Consider the following 20,217-nt stretch of genomic DNA (forward strand, 5'->3'; position numbering starts at 1 on the left):
GTCAGGGGTGCTCTGGACGGAAGTCGAGAACGATGCGGATGGTCGTCGGATCCGCCATTGCGGCGAAGCCGTCATTGATGGCGGTGAACGGCAGTTCCGCAGTGACCATGGCGTCCAGGTCGAGACGTCCGGTCCTGTAGTGGTCGGTGAACATGTCGACGTCGCTGAGGAATCGGTTGGCGCCCATGTAGGCGCCCTGCACGATCCGGTCGCCGTAGACGAGGGCATCGGCCGAGAGGGAGAGCTTCGCACCGGCGGGCATGAGCCCGAGGATCGTTGCGGTGCCGGTCGGGGCGAGGATCGTGAAGGCGAGTTCCGCGGTCTGCGGGCGTCCGACCGCCTCGATCGCGTGGGTGACGCCGTCGGGGAGGATCTCGATCACCCGGTCCGCGGTGGAGGTCGGGTCGGTGGCGAGAACGGTGTCCGTGGCACCGAAGCGGCGGGCGAGCTCGAGCTTGTCCGCGACCGCATCGATCGCCACGATTCGTCGGGCCCCGGCAAGCCGGGCCCCCTGCACCGCGGCGATGCCGACACCACCGCAACCGATGACGGCAACGGTGTCCTCCGCTGTGACCTTCGCCCCGTGCACCACTGCACCGACTCCGGTGGTGATGCAGCACCCGAGAAGACACGCCACCGAGAGCGGGAGGTCGTCGGACACCTTGGCCAGCGATGCTTCACCGGCGAGGAAAGCCTCGGCGAACGCCCCGACGCCGCCGAGCACCTCGACTTCCCGATTGTCGTGGGTGAGCAGCTTCGGTCGTTCGCGCCGGCGGAGCTGATCGACCCGCACACATTGAGTGGGTCGCCCCCGGAGGCAGCTGTTACAGAGCCCGCAGGAGGGGGTCACCGTGGCCACCACCCGGTCACCGGGCTTGAGGCGTGTCACCGCGGAGCCCACGTGTTCGACCGTGCCCACCGCTTCGTGGCCGAGGACGGCGGGAGTCGCGATGGACAGCGCTCCGTTGAGGTAGTGCAGGTCGCTGTGGCACAGACCGACCCGGTCGGTGCGGACGACCACTTCGTGGTCGGTGGGCTCGTCGAGAAGCAATTCGACAAGCTGTAGTTTGTCGCCGGGTTCTTCGAGTACCGCGGCGGTGATCGGTGTACGCACCGAACCTCCTTGATCGATGTCGGAAAAGACGGGTCTCTACCGGTGAGAGGACGACCGGGGATCCTCGCTCCGACGCTGCTGCGGCGGCCGATGTCCACCGCGCCGGAGGCGGCGTGTCATCCGGTCACCGCCCGGGCCTCCATGGCCACCTCGAGCATGTCGGCGACCGAGGTCAACTTCACCCGGGGCCGGCGCTGCGGTTTCCCGGTAGATTTCTCGTGACGATCGATCGCCTCCCATGCCTTGAAGTCGAGCGCGTCGGGCTGACGGTCGGTGATCAGAGCGCGCAGCGCATCGCCGCCCTGCGCCGGCGCGGCAAGTCGGCCCGCGGCATAGTCGTCGAACAGGGCCGCGACGGTGTCCTCCGCGCACTTCTTGTTGGTGCCGACGACACCGGACGGGCCGCGTTTGATCCAGCCCGCGGTGTAGACGCCGGTGACCGCACTGCCGGTGCCGGGATCGATGACGCGACCACGGTCGTTGGGAAGCGTGCCACTCGCGTCGTCGAACGGCACACCGGGCTGTGGTCGGCCCTTGTACCCGATCGACCGCAGCACCAGTCCGCACTCGATGTCTTCGGTCTCCTCGGTTGCCCGGGCAGCCAGCCGCCCACCGCCGGAATCGACCAGTTCATTGCGGACAACCCGCAATCCACTGACCCGATCCTCACCGAGGACCTGGGTGGGTGAGGCAAGGTATCTCAGGACGATCCGCTTGCTCGCCCGACCCGAAGGCCGTTCGACCAGGTCACCGAGAATCTGCCCCTTCAGACCCGCCATCGCATACGGATCCGCCTCCAGCGCGGCCGCCGTGGCCGGGTCGATCTCGACCTCTCGCGGGTCGACCACCACATCGAAACCTGCCCCATCGGACAAGCCCAGCAGCTCAGGAGTGGTGAAGCCCGATTGCACCGGACCCCGCCGCCCGAGCACGATCACCTCGGAGATCGAGCTGGCCGCCAGCGCCTGCAACGCATGGTCGGCGATGTCCGTGCGTGCCAGTGCGTCGACGTCGCTCGCCAGGACGCGGGCCACATCGAGAGCCACGTTGCCGTTTCCCACGATCACCGCGCGTTCGCACGACAGATCGAATGTGAGGTCGGCGAAATCGGGGTGGCCGTTGTACCAGGCGACGAAGTCCGTGGCCGAGTGACTGCCCGGCAGGTTCTCGCCGGGTACCCCGAGCCGACGATCGTGCGGGGCACCGACGGTGTAGATCACGGCGTGGTGGTGGGCCAGGAGTTCCTCATGAGTGAGATGGGTGCCGACCTCGACGTTGAGGTGAAGATCCAGACCCGCCCGACCTGCCGTGCGGGTGAACAGCTTGGTCACCGCCTTGGTGCTCTGGTGGTCGGGGGCGACACCGAAACGGGCCAACCCGAACGGGACGGGCAGCCGCTCGAACAGGTGAACCTCGACGTCGACGCCCTTGCGGGTCAGCAGTTCCTCGGCCGCGTAGCATCCGGCGGGCCCGGACCCGACGATCGCCACCCGCAATGGGCCCGGCTCGGCGACCTCCACCCTCGGCTTCGCCTTCGTGGAGTTGGTCGTCGGGTAGCCCTGATGCGCCGGATCGGCGAAGTACCGGGCGTTGATCTCCAGGTACCGCTCGGTGTCCTCGGTGACATCGAAGTCCGGCAGGATCGCATCGACCGGGCACACGTCCGCGCAGGCACCGCAGTCGATGCAGGTGTCCGGGTCGATGTAGAGCATCTCGGCGGTGGCGTATCCGGGTTCGTCCGGCGTCGGATGGATGCAGTTGACCGGACACACCGACACGCAGGTGGCGTCGTTGCAGCAGTTCTGGGTGATGAGGTAACTCATGCCGCACCTCTCCTGGTCTCGGGTGTGTCAGGGGTCGGCGCGTGTGGTTCCCGCGCCGGCAGAATGAAGCCGCGTCCGGTGGGACCGGCGGCGATGTCGAAGGCTGCCACGATCACATGTCCGTCTTGATGTATACGTTCTTGAGCTCGGTGTAACCGTCGATGGCGGCCAAGCCGAGCTCGCGCCCGAACCCGGACTGCTTGAACCCACCGAACGGTGTCTGAATCCGGACCGACGAGTTCGAGTTGACCGACAAGGTCCCGCATTCGAGCGCCCGCGCCATCCGGAGCGCGCGACCCACATCGGAGGTCCAGACCGACCCGCTGAGTCCGTAGATGGTGTCGTTCGCCAGCCGCACCGCGTCCAGTTCGTCGTCGAAGGGCAGGACCACCGCGATCGGACCGAAAATTTCGTCCCGCACGACCTGGGACGACGGATCGGGCTGAACCACGATGCGCGGTGCCATCCAGAAGCCCGGTCCGTCCGGAACCTGCCCCGCCACTGTCGTATCGAGGTCATCGCGCAGGAAGGAGGTGACTTTCTCCCGATGCGCCTGCGACACCAACGGGCCGAGCTTGGTCGACTCATCGAGAGGGTCACCGATGCTCAGGGCGCGGGTCGCCTCGACGAAACCGGCGACGAAATCGTCGAAAACGCTTCGCTGCACCAGGATACGGCTGCGAGCGCAGCAATCCTGACCGGTGTTTCCGAACACGCTCATCGGGGCCTCGGCGATCGCGCGAGACAGGTCCGCATCGGAGAAGATCACGTTCGCCGACTTGCCGCCCAACTCGAGGGTGATCCGCTTCATGGTGTCCGCCGCCGACCGCATCACGTCCTGGCCGGTCGCGGTCGATCCGGTGAAGCTGACCTTGGCCACCGACGGGTGAGAGGTCAGCACCTTGCCGACCGTTCGCCCCGGCCCGGACACGACCTGCACCAGGTCCGCGGGCAGATCGAGGCCGGCCACGAGTTCCCCGAATCGGCGGGTCGAGAGGGGCGTGAGCTCTGCCGGCTTGACCACCACCGAATTGCCGGCGGCCAGGGCGGGCGCGATGTTCCACGACGCAATGGGGAGGGGGAAGTTCCACGGGGCGATGACGGCGACCACCCCGACGGGCTCGCGGAAGGTCATGTCCACCCCGCCCTCCACGGGAATGGTGTCTCCGAGGATCTTGTCGACGACACCGGCGTAGTAGTGGAAGCATTCGGCCACCCCACCGATCTCGCCGCGGGCGTCGCTGATCGGCTTGCCGACATCGGTGGCCTCGAGCTGGGCGAGCTCGTCGACGTGTGCCTCGACGATTCCGGCGATCGCGCGCAACCCGTCGCGGCGGACCGACAGGGGCAGTCGCGCCCATTCGCGTTGCGCCTTGACCGAGCGCTCCACGGCCGCTTCCGCGGCCGCGGCATCGGCCACCGGGTATTCGGCGATCACTTGCTCGGTTGCCGGGTTGATCACAGTGTTCATCTCGTACACGTCTGGTCCTCTGTTCGGCCGCGGGGTGATGAGCGTGCAGCACACTGCACGGGTCCCTAGATGTTGGAACGGTGATTCCATGCTCGGTTCCGGTGCTCAGCGGGGCAACGTGCATCGTGCCCTGCGACTCTTCAAAGCATGTGCACTTTGAACACAGACTGCCGGGTGTGACTGCTCTTACAGTCGAAACATCCGACTTTCGAATCGAGGAATCATGGCATCAACCGCCGAATCGAACGACCAGCAGCGGCTTCGGGACTTTGTCGAAGCAAACGGGATTCACACGTTCAAGATTGGCGCAGTGGACCTGGACGGGCTCTGGCGCGGCAAGCGGATCTCGGCCGAATACTTCGTCGACAGTGTTCACCGCGACGGCACCAACATCTGCAACATCCTCTTCGGGTGGGACATGCAGGACGAGATGATCTCGGACCTGACCTACACCGGCTGGCACACCGGATACCCGGACATCAACCTGCGTCCGGACCTGTCCACGCTGGCAGTCGTGCCGTGGGAGCCCGGTACCGCCTCGGTCATCTGCGACATCTTCGAGCGCGACGGCCGGCCGCTCGAGCTGTCCCCCCGCACCGTGCTGAAGTCGATGATCTCGCGGGCCGAGTCGCTGGGATTCCAGCCGATCTTCGCGTACGAGTTCGAGTTCTACCTCTTCCGTGGCACCCCGCAGGAGATGGCATCACGGCACTGGCGTGACCTCGAGCCGTTCACCGAGGGACATCACACTTACAGCGTCTACCGAGACACCGGTTCAGAATTCGTCATCGGTGAACTCCGCCGACAGCTCGCCGAATACGGCATCAGCATCGAGGCCAGCAACAGCGAACACGGTCCGGGCCAGTTCGAGGTCAACATTCACTACTCGGATGCCCTCAAGGCCGCCGACAGCGCGATGCTGCTCAAGCACGCGGTCAAGGAACTGGCCGCCCGCCACGGACTGACCGCGTCGTTCATCGCCAAGGTCAACCCGGCCTGGGCCGGGTCCTCCGGGCACGTGCACCAGAGCCTGCTGGACAAGGACGGGACCGCCGTCTTCGCGAACCCGACCAACCCGGGAACGCTGAGCGAAACCGGTAACCGCTACCTCGCTGGCCTCGTCGATCACGCCGCCGACCTGACCGCGATCTACCTGCCGATCATCAACTCCTACAAGCGCACCGAGGGCGGCACCTGGGCCGGATCGAGCTCGACGTGGGGCCTGGACAACCGCACCGTGGCCATCCGCTCCATCCCGAGCGCGGGCCCGGCAGCGCGGGTCGAGAACAGGATCGGCGGTGCCGACGCGAACCCCTACCTGGTGGTCGCCGCCAACCTGGCCGCCGGACTCGACGGAATCGAACAGAACATCCCACTCCCCCCGGCCGTGGAGGGCAACGCCTACGCCCTGCCCGCCGGGAAGGCCCCGTTGCTGCCGACCTCGCTGCCGGCCGCCGTGGACCGATTCAACGCCAGCATCTTCGCCCGCAAGTTCCTCGGTGATCGCTTCGTCGACCACTTCACCGCCACCCGCCGGTGGGAGATCAAGCAATTCGGTGCCGCGATCACCGAATGGGAAATCGCCCGCTACCTCGAGCACATCTGACCCACCACCCTCAGACGAGAAAAGAGACTTTCATGACCAGCCACCAAGGGATGTACGCTGCCGTCACCGGCGCAGGTTCGGGCAACGGCAAGGCGATCGCCGAGACCCTGCTCGCCGAGGGCGCCAAGGTCGCGCTCCTCGACATCGCCCCCGATTCGCTCGCCCACATCACCGAACGCTTCCCCGAGGCCATCGCCGTCGCCGTCGATGTCGCGCAGCCCGAATCGGTCCGCCAGGCCATCGACTCGGTCGAGGAACAGTTCGGGCGCTTGGACCTGCTCGTCAACAATGCGGGCATCTGCCGCTCGAGCACCTTCTCCGAGCTTCCGCTGAAGGAGTGGGACGAGGTGTTCGCGGTCAACTCGACCGGACCGTTCCTGATGAGCCAGGCCGCGATGCCCCTGCTCCGCGCCGGCGCGGACGCCCGCGGCGAGCAGGCCACCTCGGCTATCGTGAACATCACCTCGGTGGAGGCGCACATCGTGATCTCCAGCAGCGGACACCCCCAGGTCCACTACAACGCCTCCAAGGGTGCACTGCTGCAGCTGACCCGCGCTCTGGCCGTCGAATCCGCCGCCGACCGGGTCCGCGTGAATGCAGTCGCCCCCGGCTTCATCGAAACCCCCTTCACCACTAACGTTCTCGGCAATCCGGACGTCAAGAACTGGCTCCTCGAGCGGACCCCCATGGGCCGCGTCGGGCAGCCGGAAGACGTCGCGAACGCGGTCTCGTTCCTCGGCAGCGAAAAGGCCAGCTGGGTCACCGGCACCACCCTGTTCGTCGACGGCGGCTGGACGGTCTTCTGACATGGGCCGCCCGCTCATCGCAGTCTCGGCAGGGATGGAGGAGCTTCCGACCGCCTTCGGACCCATGGACTGCACCAAACTGACCGCCCCCTACACCGACGCCATCTACGCCGCCGGCGGACAACCGGTGATCATGCCGGTCATCGAGGAACCCCCCACCGAGTTGCTGGCCCGAATGAACGGACTGCTTCTCACCGGTGGCGGCGACCTGGACCCCGCTCTCTACGGCGAGATCCCCGACGACACCGTGTACGGGGTGCGGCGGGACCGCGACGAGTTCGAGATCGCCCTGTACCGGGAAGCGGTGGCCCTAGGAATGCCGATCCTGGGCATCTGCCGAGGCATGCAACTGATCAACGTGCTCCGCGGCGGAAACCTCCACCAGGAGATCCCTGGACACTGGCAGGAGAACCCGCCGACCCGGCTGAGCCACGGCATCGACGTCACCGCCGGATCCGCCCTCGCCGAGGCCATGTGCGCGACCGCCGGTTCCCGGGTCAACAGTTACCACCACCAGAGCCTCAGGAACCTCGGTGCCGGTCTGCAGGTGACCGCGCTCAGCGGTGAGGTGATCGAGGCCGTCGAAGCCGACGACGCCGACCTCGTATGCGTGCAGTGGCACCCCGAGCACCTGTATGCGACCGAACCCGAACACAAGGCGCTGTTCGAGACCTTTGTCGAGCGGGCGGCCGCGACCATCCGCTCCACGACTCCAGAGGAGAACTAGTTATGTCCGACAACGTGACCGTGGGTCGCGACTTCGACTTCCACGGACCCGCACTCGACGAAATCTTCGACACCTACAAGGAAATGCGCGAAAAGTGCCCGGTCGGGCGCAGCGAGAAGCACGGCGGTTTCGTCTACATCACCAAGAGCGAGGACATCTTCGCCGCCGAACAGTCCCCGGAAACCTTCGCGGTGGGCCCGTCGATGCTGATGCCCTCCTTCGGAACCGATGTGCCGCTCATCCCCATCGACATCGATCCGCCGGACCACGGCGACTACCGGAAGATCCTTCTTCCGCTGTTCACCCCCAAGGCGATCGCCCGTCTCGACGACGGAATGCACAGCACCTCCAGGGAACTCGCCGAAGAGGTCGCCGCCCACGAGGTCGTCGACGCCTCCGCCATGTTCGCCCGGCCGATGCCCACCATCATCTTCAGCCGACTGGCCGGCTTCCCGGAAGCCGACTGGCCGAAGTTCGACCGGTGGATAGACGACATCATCTACGAGCGCACCGTGGACCCGGCCCGCGCGTACAAGGCCGGCGGGGAGGTGATGGACTACTTCGACGACCTGCTCAAGTCCCGCTTGAACGACGAACCCGCCGAAGACATCATCGGCTATCTGCTTTCGGCCGAAGTGAAGGGCCGCAAGCTCAACCACGACGAACTCCTGTCGTACTGCTACCTGCTCTTCCTCGCCGGACTCGACACCACGGCATGGGCGATCCGCTCGGCCTTGTGGTACCTCGCACAGAACCCGAAAGCGCAGCAACGCCTGCGGGAGAACCCCGACGAGATTCCCGCGGCGGCGGAAGAGTTCCTCCGCACCCTGTCGCCGGTGCAGGCGATGGCGCGCACCTGCCTGGCCGACACCGAGGTGTCCGGTGAGCAGATCAAAGCCGGCGAGCGCGTGGTGCTCGTCTTCGGCGCCGGAAACCGGGACCCGGAGGTCTACGACGACCCGGACGAGATCATCCTCGACCGAGAGAACAACCGGCACCTCGCCTTCGGCGGCGGTATCCACCGTTGCCTCGGCTCCAACCTCGGACGACAGGAACTGGTCGTCGCCCTCGAAGAGTTCCTGGATGTCGTGGGTGAATTCTCGTTGGAGAACCCGGACGAGCCGTGGCACGGCGTCGGCCCCCTGACCCTGCGGATCGGACGGTGAACTGACATGTACGACGTATGGGTAGACAGCACCCGTTGCCAGGGGCACGCCCGATGCTTCGCCTTCGCCCCCGACATCTTCGACTTCGACGACGAAGGGTATGCCTTCATTCCCGAGGACAGGAGCCAGCACGCCCAGATCCCGGAGGATCTGCGCCTGGCCATTGCGAACTGCCCCGAGCGGGCAATTCAGGTGAAGGACAACACCTAGCCATGGACGCCTCAGCCAATGTGCTGGTGGTCGGAGCATCGGTGGCATCGGCCGCACTGATCGCCCAGCTGCGTGAGGACGGGTTCGGCGGCCGGGTCGTGGTCCTCGACCACGACCCGGACGCTCCGTACGACCGACCGCCCCTGTCCAAGGACTTCCTCGGGGGAACGAGCATCCGCCCCGAGGCGCCGTGGTGGGACGGCAACTGTGAACTGATCCGCGGACAGGCAACCGGACTCGACACCGCGGCTTCCGCGGTCGAGGTCGCCCTGGCCGACGGATCGACCCGCACCCTGGTCGCCGACCACATCGTCGCGGCCACCGGCGCGGCGCCGATCCGCTTGCCCGGAGTACCGACCGGCGTCGCCCAACTGCGGACCGCGGCCGACGCCCGCCACATCCGCGAAGCCACCACTGCGGGGCAGCGAGTGATCGTCCTGGGCGCCGGCACCATCGGAACCGAACTGGCGTCCACCCTCGTTGCCGGCGGCTGCTCGGTGTCGGTGGTCGACCAGGCGGACCGGCCGCTCGACCGGTTCCTGGGCGGGCATCTCGGGGCCGAGGCGGCGGCGTGGATCCAGGACGGCGGAGCCGAGCTCCACCTGCGTTCGCGGGTCGAGCAGATCGCCCGAACCGGCGGGGAATGGACGGTGACGACGGACTCGGGGCAGCTGACCGGTGACCTGGTGGTCAGCGCAATCGGTGTCCGGCCGGCCACGCAGTGGCTGCAGGGCTCCGGCGTCGACATCACCGACGGGATCCGATGCGACTCCGACGGCACCGCCCTCGACCCCGACGGCACCGTGATCCCGCACGTGCACGCGATCGGTGACGTGGCGGCATGGAGCACTCCGACAGCCGGGCCGCGGCGGAGCGAGGACTGGACGACCGCGCAGCGCCACGGCCGCCACCTCGCACGTCACCTCCTCGGATTGGAACCCCTCCAGCCCGTGGACCGCGAACTGCGCTATTTCTGGAGCCATCAGTTCGGCCGCAGGATCCAGGTTCTGGGCACCCCGGTAGCGGACGCTACGCTTGTACAGCATGTCGACGAACCAGCACGGAAGTCCGCCTTCTACACACTCGAGCGGGACAGTGCGACGGTGGCGTGGATTTCGATCAACGCCCCCAAGGAGTTCGTCCTCGCCATGCGCAAGTCGGTGGCCGTCCATGGCTGAGACGGCCCGGTGATGAGCGAGGTGCCGGCGGAGCAGGTTGCGTTCCGCACGCAGCTCGATCAGATGACTCGTCAGCTGGTCGCCGTCGAGCGCCGCGCCAAAACACTCGCCGAGCTCAATCGCCTTCTGTCGCAAGGCGGGGATCCCCTGGTACTAGCCCAGCGCGCAGTGGACCTCGTGATGCGAGCGACGGGAGCGTCGGGCACGTTCGTCTACTTGTGGGACCCGGAGACCGAGCGGCTCGTTCTCCGGGTCGCCACCACCGGCCGTCAGGCCGCCCACGTCGGTGAGATACAGCTTCGTCTCGGTGAGGGTGTCACCGGGTGGTCGGCCCTGATGCGCCAGACCGTGGTCTTGCACGACAACATCCAGCTCGATCCCCGATTCGCCAGCTTCCCCGTCCTCGAAGAGGACCAGTTCCGGTCGATGGTGGCCGTGCCCATCGTGGTCTCCGGTGGTGATCCGTTGGGCGTGTTCAGCCTCTACAGCCACACGCCCAACACCTTCGATACCCACGACGTGGACCTGGCAACCGAGGTCGGCGGGCTGCTGGCCAGCGGCTTGATCCAAGCCCAGACGGTCAAGGACCTCCGCCGGCATTCCGCTGCCGCGCGGTTCCTGCGGGACGTTCCCGCGGACGCCACCGGCTCCTTGCAGCGATGCGTCGACGTACTGGCGGAGTCGATCCGAGCTCAGCTCGACGCCGCGTTGTGCACCATCGAACTCGCCGACCGGACCACTCGAGAAGGACACACCCGGCCGGGGCTGGCCTTCGCCGACACCGTCGAGAAGACGACTGTCGCGGCATCACGATCGGTGCGCTCCCGCGCAGACCTACCGGCCCTGGTGGACAAACTCGGCCCCGCCCTCGAGAAGTCGACGACCTCGTTCGGAAACCTGTTCTCACTCGGTGCGATTACCTGCTACCGGGGCCAGCCGTTCACCGAGGCCGACGCCAGCATCCTGGAAGCGCTGGGAGCGCAGGCCGGGGCCCTGATCGCCTCGGTGAGCAGCCCGACGATGAACACTCCGCTGCTCGGCCGACTCACCGCGGCGCCGACCCCCGATCACGCCGAGAGGGTCCTGCGGGATCTCGGTTGGCGTCCCGGACCCACACATCCCGTGCTGGTACGCCTGCGCGACACAGAGTTCGGCACCCCCTCCGCGTTCGACGGGGTCGTCGCCGCCCTCCATGAGATGTGCGCCGAGTTCGACGACGTCGTGGTGGCTCCGTCCGCGCCCACAGTGACCCTGTTGATCCGACACCAGCCGGAGCAGTGGAAAGGTTTCGAACAGGCGCTGCGCCACACCCTCCGACAAGCCCAGACAATGAGCCGAGGGATTCTGGCAGGGATCGGGCCTCCCGCCCGAGACGCCCGTGACCTGGCATCGGTCCTGGAGAACACCGAGACGGCACTGGCCTGGGCAGAACTACTCGGTGAGCCCGTCGTCTACTTCCAGGACGTCGAACATCTCCGTCTGCTCCCCCGGGTGGCACTGAACATCGGCGACGACCTGCGAGAGGTTCTCTCCTGGTTCGCCGAGGTAGTGCGCTACGACCTGCGTCACGGCACCTCCCTGGCGCCGACGCTCGAAACGTACCTGATCAACCGTGGCTCGGCGACAGATACGGCAAGCGATCTGTTCATCCACCGCAACACTCTTCGTCAACGTCTCACCCGCATCGAAGACCTGACGGGACGACCGGTGAACACTGTCAGCGACTGGGCCGTCGCAGCACTTGCCGCTCGAATCGTGGCAGCCGACAACGTATCTCAATAACTCGCTTGGCGGACGTGTACGTCGATCACGGCAGCGCGGCCGGCATTCTTCGCTCCTTCACGCCTGGACGCGGGTGGGTAGGTGATACCCGCAGTTGCGCTGATGACCGCCCTGGAGTATCAGTGCTCGGGCGGGCCCGCTGGAATCGGCGATCCGACTCAGACGTGCCGCCCCACACGCCGAAGGGCTCGGCAAAGGTGAGGGCATGGTCGCGGCACCGCTGCCGAACAGGACACTGACTGCAGACTTCCTTGGCGTCGCGTTCGCGACGAAGCCGCTCACCCGAGCCCTCGGTCTCCCGAGCGAAGAACAGGTCCGACCCGGTCTACCGGCAGCGTGCGCTCAGTTGCCAATCCCATTGGGCCGTCAGGGGTGACGGCTTCGTCATCGTTCGAGTCCCTTCGGTCATCCGCCTGCAGTCAGCTCACACGAGTAACCAGATCGTCGGTGTGCTGCCGGCCGGATGATCGGAGGAGATGCAGTTCGCCGAGGGCATTACGGGCGATGGTTTGCTGTTCGGTGATGGTCATCTGCCCACGCCAGGAACCGAGGAAGGTCCACGTCCACGACAGCAGGGTGGCGATCCGGCTGCGGAAACCGACAACATACACCACGTGCACGGCCAGCCACATCACCCAGGCGAAGAACCCCGCCAGCTCGATGCTTCCGATGGACGCGACAGCATTGAACCGGGAGATTGTGGCCATCGAGCCCTTGTCGCGGTACTCGAACGGTTTGCGCTCGGGAGCCGGGCGACCTTTGACGGTGGCCTTGACCTCGGTGGCGACCTGACGAGCGGCGTAACGACCACCCTGGATTGCGACCTGGGCCACGCCAGGAAGTCGATCGAGCGACATCATGTCCCCGACGACGAAGACATTCGGATGACCCGGCAGGGACAGGTCGCCCTCGACCGCGATGCGGCCGGCCCGATCGATCGCGGCGCCGCACTGGTCGGCGAGCCGGCGTCCCAGTGGACTGGCGGAAACCCCGGCGGACCACACTTTGCAGGCCGATTCGATGCGGTGCCGGACTCCGTCGGCGTCACGATAGGTCAGGCCGGTGGAATCGACATCGGTCACCGACGCGCTCAACCGAATCTCGACACCGAGCTGTTCGAGGGTCTCCGCCGCGCGTCCTCCGAGGTTGTCCCCGAATGGCGGCAGGACGGCGGAGGCGGCGTCGAGCAGGATGATGCGCGCGCTGCGCGGATCGATGTTGGTATAGGTGCCGACCAGAGTGCGGTGGGCGAGTTCGGCGATCTGGCCCGCCATCTCCACACCCGTGGGACCGGCGCCGACCACCACGAACGTCAGCAACCGGTCACGCTCGCCGGGATCCTCGCAGACTTCGGCGTGCTCGAAGGCACCCAGGATGCGCCCACGGAGTTCGAGAGCATCGTCGATCGACTTCATTCCCGGAGCATGTTCGGCGTAGTGATCGTTACCGAAGTACGACTGCTGCGCCCCCGCCGAGACGATCAAGCTGTCGTACTCGGTGACCGTCGTCCGTCCAAGGTGTTCGGAGGTCACCGCTCGTGCCGACAGATCGATGGACGTGACTTTTCCAACCCGGACCGCGGCGTTGGACTGATCTTTCAAGATCATCCGGGTGGAGGGTGCGATCTCGCCTTCCGAGAGAATCCCGGTGGCTACCTGATACAGGAGCGGTTGAAACAGGTGATGAGTCGTCCGGTCGATCACGGTGACATCGACATCGGCCCGGCGGAGAGCCTTGGTCGCAAACAATCCACCGAAACCGGAACCGATGACCACGACACGATGGCGCGGTGAGTTCGACTGTTGGGTGCTCATATCCAAGCCTCTCGATAGAAGTAGTGATCGGGCCGCCCGGCGGTGAGCTGCCGGACGGCCCGATCGGGCAAGTTCGCTGATCTCGATGAGTAGTCGGTTCGATGCGATCAGCGAAACACAGGTCACACGGTGGCGGCGGTGTAGCCGTGCGCGGCAGCGACTTCGGTGGACAGCAGCGTGCCGTCGTGGGTGGACAGGCCTGTGGCGAGGCCGGGGACGGTCGCGGTCGCTTCCTGCCAGCCCTTGTCGGCGAGGGCGACGACGTAGGGCAGGGTGGCGTTGGTGAGGGCGTAGGTGGAGGTGCGGGGGACGGCGCCGGGCATGTTGGCGACGCAGTAGAACACCGAGTCGTGTACCTGGTAGGTGGGTTCGGCGTGGGTGGTGGGGCGGGAGTCGGCGAAGCAGCCGCCCTGGTCGATGGCGATGTCGACGAGCACCGAACCGGGCTTCATCCGGGAGACCAGGTTGTTGGAGACGAGGGTGGGGGCCTTGGCTCCGGGGACGAGGACGGCGCCGATGACCAGGTCCGCGTCGAGGACGGCCTGCTCGAGTTCGAGGCTGTTGGAAACGATGGTCTTGACCTGGCCGTGGTACTGGGCGTCGATCTCGCGGAGGCGGGCGATGGACAGGTCGAGGACGGTGACGTCGGCGTGCATGCCGTGTGCGATGGCGATGGCGTTGCGGCCGGAGACGCCGGCGCCGATGACGACGACCTTGGCCGGTCGCACCCCGGGAACACCGCCCATGAGCACGCCGCGGCCGCCGCCCTGGCGCATCAGGTGGTAGGCGCCGGCCTGCGGGGCGAGGCGTCCGGCGACCTCGCTCATGGGGGCGAGCAGCGGCAGCGAGCCGTCGGCGCCGGTGACGGTTTCGTAGGCGATGGAGGTGGTCTTCGACGCGAGCAGGGCGTCGGTGCAGTCCTTGGATGCGGCGAGGTGCAGGTAGGTGAACAGCACCTGGTCCTGGCGGAGGCGGGGGTATTCCTCGGCGATGGGTTCCTTGACCTTCAGCAGCAGGTCGGCACTCTCCCAGACCTGGTCGGCGGCCTCGAGGATCTGAGCGCCTGCGGCTTTGAAGTCTGCGTCGGCGAAGGACGAGCCGACCCCGGCGCCGGTTTCGATGATCACCTCGTGGCCGCGGCCGACGAGTTCGTGGACACCGGCGGGGGTGATGGCCACCCGGTATTCGTGGTTCTTGATTTCGCGGGGAATGCCGACTCTCATGACTACTCCATCAGAAGGGATGCCCGTCAGCGGACTGCTGAGCAAAGGAAACGGGTACCGCCGGAAGTTCGGCTGATATCCATCAATGCTGAAGAAATAATCCGAAAATTCCAAGAGTGAGAGAGAAAATTCTCAGAAGAGTCAATCTCAATGAATAAAATTCGATCAACGCCGGGCGGTCCCCGCTCGAACCGAAGGATGTTCGGCTCCACAAGTACCTGGCAGCTGTGCGTCCCCACTATCGGGAACGGCAGACTGAAAGGGCTCGCCCTCGGCGTACGCGGAGAGGACGCACACTCAGCTGACAAATTGTGTGCGCAAGGCACATTGCGGCCGCTCCGCAATTCGATGATCCTGACTACGGTCGTCGAACAGAAGGAGTTACCGTGCCCGGCAGCCAGCCCCGTCTGCTCGTCATCCAACCCGACCCTCTGGTCAGGCTCGAGCGTTTCGAAAGCTGGCTCATCGAGGGCGGTCTCGACATCCGAATTGTCAGTCCCTTCGGCGGAAGTGCACTGCCCGCGACGTTGCAAGAAGACGGATTGTTAGTGCTCGGCGGCAGCATGAGTTCCCTCGATGATCACGCATATCCGTGGTTGGCGGACATCCGGCGACTCTTTCGCCACGCGGTCGAGGCCCAGACGCCGACCTTCGGAATATGTCTCGGCGCTCAACTGCTGGCTCAGGCGTGTGGCGGTCAGGTGGCCGTCGGTGACCATGGGATCGAAGCGGGAGTTGTCGACGTCCAACTCCTTCCCGGTGCCGGGGACGACCCTGTGTTTGCGGATGTCCCGTCCCCCTTCTGCTCAGGTGCAATGCACGGCGACATGATCAGGAAACTGCCGGCGTCGGCCACCTGGCTCGGCAACGCCGATCCCTACCCCCATCAAGCATTTCGAGTGGGGCGATGCGCGTGGGGAGTGCAATTCCACCCCGAAGTCACACCGGCGCTGTATCAAGAGTGGGTTTCGGCCGACGTCGGCGACGAACCCAGGACGCGCGAAGCGAAGCGACGCGGCGGACTCGACATCGAAACCCGCGACGGCGAGATCCGAACAGCTAGCTCCATCATGGCGAAGAACTTCGCCCGACTGGTAGTCAAGCGGGCGAGCCCCAGTGCTGTCACGGGATACCACACACTGAGCGTGGAACCGTGAGATGACCCGGCACCGATACAGCGAAAAGTGTGCACAGCAACCACAGAGCATCTCGAACTTCATGAATACAGGAGCTTTCATGACCGTGACGGCGGCGCAAGATCATCGGGACACGCATGAGCTACGCGCATCGGCCGGGGCTCATCTCTGGCGTCACTTCGCTGACATGACGACAGCCGCCGACCGCCCCCTCACCGTGATGGTGAGGGGCGAAGGCTGCTATCTCATCGACTCCGAAGGAAATCGGTACCTCGACGGGCTGTCGAACCTGTTCTGTGTCAACTTGGGCTACAGCTACGGCGAGGAACTCGGACAAGCTGCCCTCGACCAGTATCGGCTGCTGGGCTACCACTCGAGCTGGGGATCGACGCACCCGACAGCGATCGAACTCGCCACGGTCCTCGCGGACCTCGCGCCCGCGAACCTCAACCATGTGTTCTTGACCCCGAGCGGAGGAGAATCCGTCGAGGCAGCGTGGAAACTCGCAAGGGAATATCACTCCCTGCGAGGCGAAAAACGCTGGAAGGCGATCGGCCGCAATCTGGCCTACCACGGCACCACTCTCGGAGCGCTATCGCTCAACGGGTTGCCGGAACTCCGGAGCCAGTTCGAGCCGCTCGTGCCCGGAGCCGCGCATGTGCGCAACACCAAGCGGTTCGGCCGATCGGCAAGTGAGCCCGAGACGGACTTCACGGGCTTTCTCCTCGACGATCTCGAGGAGCGGATTCTCGCCGAGGACCCCGCGACCATCGCCATGGTGATCATGGAACCGGTACAAAATCATGGCGGCGCGCTGATGCCGCCGGCCGGGTACTTCGCCGGTGTCCGGTCACTCTGCGACAAGTACGGAATACTGCTCGTCTCGGATGAAACGATCACCGCGTTCGGCCGATGCGGTTCCTGGTTCGCCTCCGAACGGTTCGGGATGCAGCCGGACATCATCACCACCGCAAAGGGCCTGTCGTCTGCGTACGCCGTGATCGGTGCATTGATCGCGACGGAAGAAGTGTTCTCGGTCTTCCACCAGTCTGGGCGGAAATTTACTCACGGCAACACCTTTGGTGGGCATCCAGTAATGGCTGCCGTCGCGCTTCGTAACATCGAGTTGATGAAAGAGCTCGATCTTCCCGGACGCGTACGCAACAAAGAGTCAGAGCTGCGCAGCAAGCTGGAAGCGCTGAGCGTTCTGCCTGCGGTCGTAGACGTTCGAGGTACGGGGTTCTTCTATGCGATCGAACTCGCCACAAACGAGCCGGACGGCGAACGCTTCTCCGACGAAAAGATGCGACGTCTGTACGGGGACGACCGATTGACTGATCAACTCGCCCAACACGGAGTTCTGCTCCGGCTGTCGATGGATGGCGGCGATCCCGTCCTGTGTATCGCGCCGCCCCTGGTGGCAGACACAGACGAGATCGATCACCTCGTCGAGGCGCTCGAGCAGGTATTGGCACCGTTGGTGTGAGCTGCCGACCGCCTCCACGCGGTATGGGCAGGCAGATATACGTCACAGCGAACGATGCCTGCTGATCACGAGAAACGAAGGAGAAATGGACATTTCAACACCGGCTTCCACTGCGAGGCGGGTGCTCCCCGACGCACCCCTCCTGGCGGCCGCGGGAGGCCGCGCTCCCGTCCGGCGCCCCGTGTGGTTCATGCGGCAGGCGGGCCGCTCGCTTCCCGAGTACCGCGAGATCCGGTCGGGGATCGGCATGCTCGAGTCGTGCTTCGATCCGGCACTGGTCTGCGAGATCACCATGCAGCCCGTGCGCAGGCACGGGGTCGACGCCGCGATCCTGTTCTCCGACATCGTGGTGCCGCTCAAGGCGGCCGGCATCGATCTGGACATCGTGGCCGGCACCGGCCCCGTCGTCGCGAATCCGGTCCGCTCGATCGCGGACGTCGCCGCCCTGCCTCGGCTCGTGCCCGAGGAGGTCGGCGCGGTCGCGCAGGCCGTGCAGCTGCTCACCGCGGAACTCGGGTCGACACCGCTGATCGGTTTCGCCGGCGCCCCGTTCACCCTCGCGTCGTACCTGGTCGAGGGCGGACCGAGCCGCAACCACGAGCGCACGAAGGCGCTGATGCACTCCGACCCGAAGACGTGGCACGCGCTGCTCGGCACCCTCGCCGACACCACCATCACGTTCCTGCAGGCGCAGTTGCGCGCCGGCGTCGACGCGATCCAGCTGTTCGACTCGTGGGCGGGTGCGTTGTCGTTGGCCGAGTACCGGGAGTTCGTGCTGCCGCACTCGGAGCGGGTGTTCGCGGAGGTAACGAGCGCGAAGGTGCCGCGGATCCACTTCGGTGTCGGAACGGGTGAGCTGCTCGGTGCGATGGGTGAGGCGGGCGCGGACGTGGTCGGTGTCGACTGGCGCATCCCCCTGGACGTCGCGGCGCGCCGGGTCGGCCCGGGCAAGGCGCTGCAGGGCAACCTCGACCCCGCGGTGCTGTTCGCGGGACCGGCGGCCGTCGAGAAGCAGGTGCGCCGCATCACTGCGGAGGCCGACGCCGCGCTCGCCGCAGGCGCCACGGGGCACATCTTCAACCTCGGGCACGGCGTCCTGCCCGACACCGACCCGGGCGCGCTGACCGCGCTGGTCGAGTTGGTGCACTCGCTGTGACCGACGCGTCACCGCACGGAGTTGCAGTCACCGACGGGTCGGCTTCACTACAGTGCAGGATCTGACGAGAAGGCAGGTGTAGCAAGCTTTGGACGAGTTGTGGCAGTTGATGTGTGACGCCGTCCGGTCGGTCGAGCGAATCATGTTCCCGTGCGTTCCGGGAGGGTATGGTCAGCGACCTGGACCTGCGGAAAGCCATGTGGGCCTCGGGACCGCGTCGATTGAGAACCCCTGCAAGGTCTATAGATCGGCGGGGACGGGTCGTGGATCGATCGTGGCACGAGTTTCAGTGTCCGGGTGTGGTGCCGCACAAGGTCTGCCACCGATGGCGTCGGGCGCACCCCAGGCGCATGGCGTTGTCGACATCGGTCGCTGTTGTGGCACCAGATTCGACCATTCGAATCGCATTGAGCAGGTAGGGGATCAGCAGGGCGTTCACGATGAACGCGGCATCGACCACCGAGCGGTGAGCCGTCGAAACGACGTTTTTCCGGCTCGCAGCACGAGGCTCAGCTCGCCCATGATCCAGGGATCCTCATGTGTGCGAGGTCCTTTCGGATACCGGACCGGTGGAGCCGCGGATCACCAGATGTGCCGGTGCCCGAAGTTGCTGCGTCGCGGTCCGACCGGCCTTCTGCAGGGATGACAACACCAGGTCCACCGCGGTGCGTCCGACGGCTTCGAGTGGTCCCGACACGGTCGTGAGTGGTGGGGCGCAGAAGTCGGCCCCGAAGATGTCGTCGAAGCCGACCACGCTGATGTCGGCCGGAACCTGGACGCCGCGTTCGGCGAATCTGCGCAGGGCACCGATGGCCAGCAGGTCGTTGTGGGCGATGACCGCGCTGGCGCCGGTGCCGATCGCGGCATCCGCTGCGGCGGGGCCACCCTGGATGGAGGGGGTGAACGGGCCGAGCAGCGTCGCCTCCATACCCAAGGTCGAGGCGGCGTCGCGTACCGCGCATACTCATCCCTACGACGGGCCTGTGCTGAAGCCCGCATCCGTCCCTCGGAACGGTGAGCTATGTCGTGCGCGGATCGGTTCAGCGGCAACCGCGGGAGATGGTCAGCGCCGTGGTGCGCACGGCCGGGGCGAGGTGCTCGAGCTTGCCCGGCCATCGAGCAACCACCCCGAGCGCCCCTTGCAGGATGCCACCGGGCGCAATGATCGGCGAGGCGACGGAGATGACCCCGGGAGTCATCTCCTCCCGGGAGTAGGCGACACCGGTTCGGCGTATTTCACGTAGTTCGGTGCCGAGCCGGCCGGGCTGGATGATGGTGTGTTTGGTCTGGCGGGTCAGCCCGCGGTCGACGATCTCGACGAACAATTCGCGCGGTGAATTCGCCAGGATGCATTTGCCGACCGCGGTCGCGTGCAGGGGAAGGCGTCCACCGACTTCGGTTTCGTTCGGTACGGCGGTGAGTGCGGAGATCTTCTCGATGCACAGCACGTCGAGTCCGTCGAGGACCGTCAGTTGCACGTTCTCGTGGGTGGCTTCGGCGAGATCGTGCATCAGCGCGT

17 protein-coding genes and 2 pseudogenes are annotated in these 20,217 nt (G+C 66.0%); 10 read left to right on the top strand and 9 right to left on the bottom strand.

Features of this window, described 5'->3' with window-relative positions; translation table 11 throughout:
- Position 1: 1 nt before the first annotated feature.
- From ACFU5V_RS06185 to ACFU5V_RS06195, 3 genes are all read right to left on the bottom strand, one after another.
- A complete protein-coding gene (locus ACFU5V_RS06185) occupies positions 2-1,114 on the bottom strand; it encodes a Zn-dependent alcohol dehydrogenase (RefSeq protein ID WP_378697664.1) in 1,113 nt (370 codons plus the stop codon).
- A gap of 116 nt (positions 1,115-1,230) precedes the next feature.
- Positions 1,231-2,937 (bottom strand): FAD-dependent oxidoreductase, encoded by a 1,707-nt coding sequence (locus tag ACFU5V_RS06190; RefSeq protein WP_378697666.1) that lies wholly within the window; start codon positions 2,935-2,937, stop codon positions 1,231-1,233.
- A gap of 112 nt (positions 2,938-3,049) precedes the next feature.
- Positions 3,050-4,408: an aldehyde dehydrogenase family protein gene (locus ACFU5V_RS06195; RefSeq protein WP_378697668.1), complete on the bottom strand. Its 1,359-nt coding sequence runs from the start codon at positions 4,406-4,408 to the stop codon at positions 3,050-3,052.
- Between the two features lie 223 nt (positions 4,409-4,631).
- Between ACFU5V_RS06195 and ACFU5V_RS06200 the strand changes: the two genes are divergently transcribed.
- Genes ACFU5V_RS06200 through ACFU5V_RS06230 form a run of 7 tightly spaced genes read left to right on the top strand, consistent with a single transcriptional unit; the run spans position 4,632 to position 11,883 of the window.
- Positions 4,632-6,014 (top strand): glutamine synthetase family protein, encoded by a 1,383-nt coding sequence (locus ACFU5V_RS06200; protein WP_378697670.1) that lies wholly within the window; start codon positions 4,632-4,634, stop codon positions 6,012-6,014.
- Positions 6,015-6,046: 32 nt separating this feature from the next.
- Complete coding sequence (locus ACFU5V_RS06205) at positions 6,047-6,820, top strand: SDR family NAD(P)-dependent oxidoreductase (protein ID WP_218268095.1); 774 nt, start codon at positions 6,047-6,049, stop codon at positions 6,818-6,820.
- A 1-nt stretch (position 6,821) separates the two neighbouring features.
- Positions 6,822-7,547: a gamma-glutamyl-gamma-aminobutyrate hydrolase family protein gene (locus ACFU5V_RS06210; RefSeq protein ID WP_378697672.1), complete on the top strand. Its 726-nt coding sequence runs from the start codon at positions 6,822-6,824 to the stop codon at positions 7,545-7,547.
- A 2-nt stretch (positions 7,548-7,549) separates the two neighbouring features.
- Positions 7,550-8,713 carry a cytochrome P450 gene (locus tag ACFU5V_RS06215; protein WP_378697674.1) on the top strand — a complete coding sequence of 388 codons (1,164 nt, stop codon included), beginning with the start codon at positions 7,550-7,552 and terminating at the stop codon, positions 8,711-8,713.
- Positions 8,714-8,719: 6 nt separating this feature from the next.
- A complete protein-coding gene (locus tag ACFU5V_RS06220) occupies positions 8,720-8,923 on the top strand; it encodes a ferredoxin (protein WP_378697676.1) in 204 nt (67 codons plus the stop codon).
- A 2-nt stretch (positions 8,924-8,925) separates the two neighbouring features.
- Positions 8,926-10,101 carry an NAD(P)/FAD-dependent oxidoreductase gene (locus tag ACFU5V_RS06225; RefSeq protein WP_378697677.1) on the top strand — a complete coding sequence of 392 codons (1,176 nt, stop codon included), beginning with the start codon at positions 8,926-8,928 and terminating at the stop codon, positions 10,099-10,101.
- 12 nt (positions 10,102-10,113) lie between these two features.
- Entirely contained in the window at positions 10,114-11,883 is a 1,770-nt protein-coding gene (locus ACFU5V_RS06230; RefSeq protein ID WP_378697679.1) for a helix-turn-helix domain-containing protein, read from the top strand.
- A 25-nt stretch (positions 11,884-11,908) separates the two neighbouring features.
- Here ACFU5V_RS06230 and ACFU5V_RS06235 read toward each other — a convergent pair whose 3' ends face one another.
- From ACFU5V_RS06235 to ald, 3 genes are all read right to left on the bottom strand, one after another.
- A complete protein-coding gene (locus ACFU5V_RS06235) occupies positions 11,909-12,196 on the bottom strand; it encodes a WhiB family transcriptional regulator (protein ID WP_378698408.1) in 288 nt (95 codons plus the stop codon).
- Between the two features lie 106 nt (positions 12,197-12,302).
- Positions 12,303-13,697 carry an NAD(P)/FAD-dependent oxidoreductase gene (locus ACFU5V_RS06240; protein ID WP_378697681.1) on the bottom strand — a complete coding sequence of 465 codons (1,395 nt, stop codon included), beginning with the start codon at positions 13,695-13,697 and terminating at the stop codon, positions 12,303-12,305.
- A gap of 122 nt (positions 13,698-13,819) precedes the next feature.
- Positions 13,820-14,920 (bottom strand): alanine dehydrogenase, encoded by a 1,101-nt coding sequence (gene ald / locus ACFU5V_RS06245; RefSeq protein WP_378697683.1) that lies wholly within the window; start codon positions 14,918-14,920, stop codon positions 13,820-13,822.
- Positions 14,921-15,306: 386 nt separating this feature from the next.
- Here ald and ACFU5V_RS06250 point away from each other — a divergent pair, with 386 nt between their 5' ends.
- From ACFU5V_RS06250 to hemE, 3 genes and pseudogenes are all read left to right on the top strand, one after another.
- The gene (locus ACFU5V_RS06250; RefSeq protein WP_378697685.1) at positions 15,307-16,077 is read left to right on the top strand and encodes a type 1 glutamine amidotransferase; all 771 of its coding nucleotides are present in this window, start codon (positions 15,307-15,309) and stop codon (positions 16,075-16,077) included.
- Between the two features lie 193 nt (positions 16,078-16,270).
- A pseudogene (locus tag ACFU5V_RS06255) lies at positions 16,271-17,542 on the top strand (aminotransferase class III-fold pyridoxal phosphate-dependent enzyme); the annotation flags it as partial.
- 85 nt (positions 17,543-17,627) lie between these two features.
- Positions 17,628-18,698, top strand: a complete 1,071-nt coding sequence (gene hemE / locus ACFU5V_RS06260; protein ID WP_378697687.1) for a uroporphyrinogen decarboxylase — start codon at positions 17,628-17,630, stop codon at positions 18,696-18,698.
- Positions 18,699-19,032: 334 nt separating this feature from the next.
- On the opposite strand, the pseudogene ACFU5V_RS06265 reads toward hemE, so the two are convergent.
- The 3 genes and pseudogenes from ACFU5V_RS06265 to ACFU5V_RS06275 all read right to left on the bottom strand — a co-directional run.
- Positions 19,033-19,188, bottom strand: a pseudogene (locus tag ACFU5V_RS06265) (3-hydroxyacyl-CoA dehydrogenase family protein); the annotation flags it as partial.
- A 45-nt stretch (positions 19,189-19,233) separates the two neighbouring features.
- Positions 19,234-19,626, bottom strand: a complete 393-nt coding sequence (locus ACFU5V_RS06270; protein ID WP_378697689.1) for a substrate-binding domain-containing protein — start codon at positions 19,624-19,626, stop codon at positions 19,234-19,236.
- Positions 19,627-19,738: 112 nt separating this feature from the next.
- Positions 19,739-20,209, bottom strand: coding sequence for an IclR family transcriptional regulator (locus ACFU5V_RS06275; protein ID WP_378697691.1), 471 nt, complete (start codon positions 20,207-20,209; stop codon positions 19,739-19,741).
- Positions 20,210-20,217: the final 8 nt, after the last annotated feature.

The organism is Rhodococcus sp. NPDC057529, assembly GCF_042802055.1.
Taxonomy (GTDB): domain Bacteria; phylum Actinomycetota; class Actinomycetes; order Mycobacteriales; family Mycobacteriaceae; genus Rhodococcus_F.